Origin of the sequence: Bradyrhizobium sp. BRP56, assembly GCF_020194035.1 — a bacterium.
GTDB lineage: Bacteria > Pseudomonadota > Alphaproteobacteria > Rhizobiales > Xanthobacteraceae > Bradyrhizobium > Bradyrhizobium australafricanum.
Window position 1 is genome coordinate 1 of the sequence record NZ_JADYVV010000205.1, and the last position, 445, is coordinate 445.

1 pseudogene is annotated in these 445 nt (G+C 66.5%); it reads left to right on the top strand.

The annotated features are described in order from the left end of the window. Positions 1-445 (top strand): annotated as a pseudogene (gene dapD, locus I6F38_RS43390) (2,3,4,5-tetrahydropyridine-2,6-dicarboxylate N-succinyltransferase); the annotation flags it as partial.

Genomic DNA, 445 nt, shown 5'->3' on the forward strand with positions numbered 1-445 from the left:
TCGCAACAACTTCAGCAAATCATCGATACCGCCTGGGAAAACCGCGCCGAGCTGTCGCCGAAGGCCGCGCCCGCCGACGTCCGCGAAGCCGTCGCTCACGCGATCGAGCAGCTCGACAAGGGCGCCCTGCGCGTCGCCGAGAAAATCGACGGCAACTGGACGGTCCACCAGTGGCTGAAGAAGGCCGTGCTGCTGTCGTTCCGCCTGGAGGACAACGCGCCGATGCCGGCCGGCGGCTACTCGCAGTTCTACGACAAGGTGCCGTCGAAGTTCGCGAACTACACGGCCGAAGACTTCGCCGCGGGCGGCTTCCGCGTCGTCCCGCCGGCCATCGCGCGCCGCGGCTCGTTCATCGCGAAGAACGTCGTGCTGATGCCGTCGTACACCAACATCGGCGCGTACGTCGACGAAGGCACGATGGTCGACACGTGGGCCACGGTCGGTT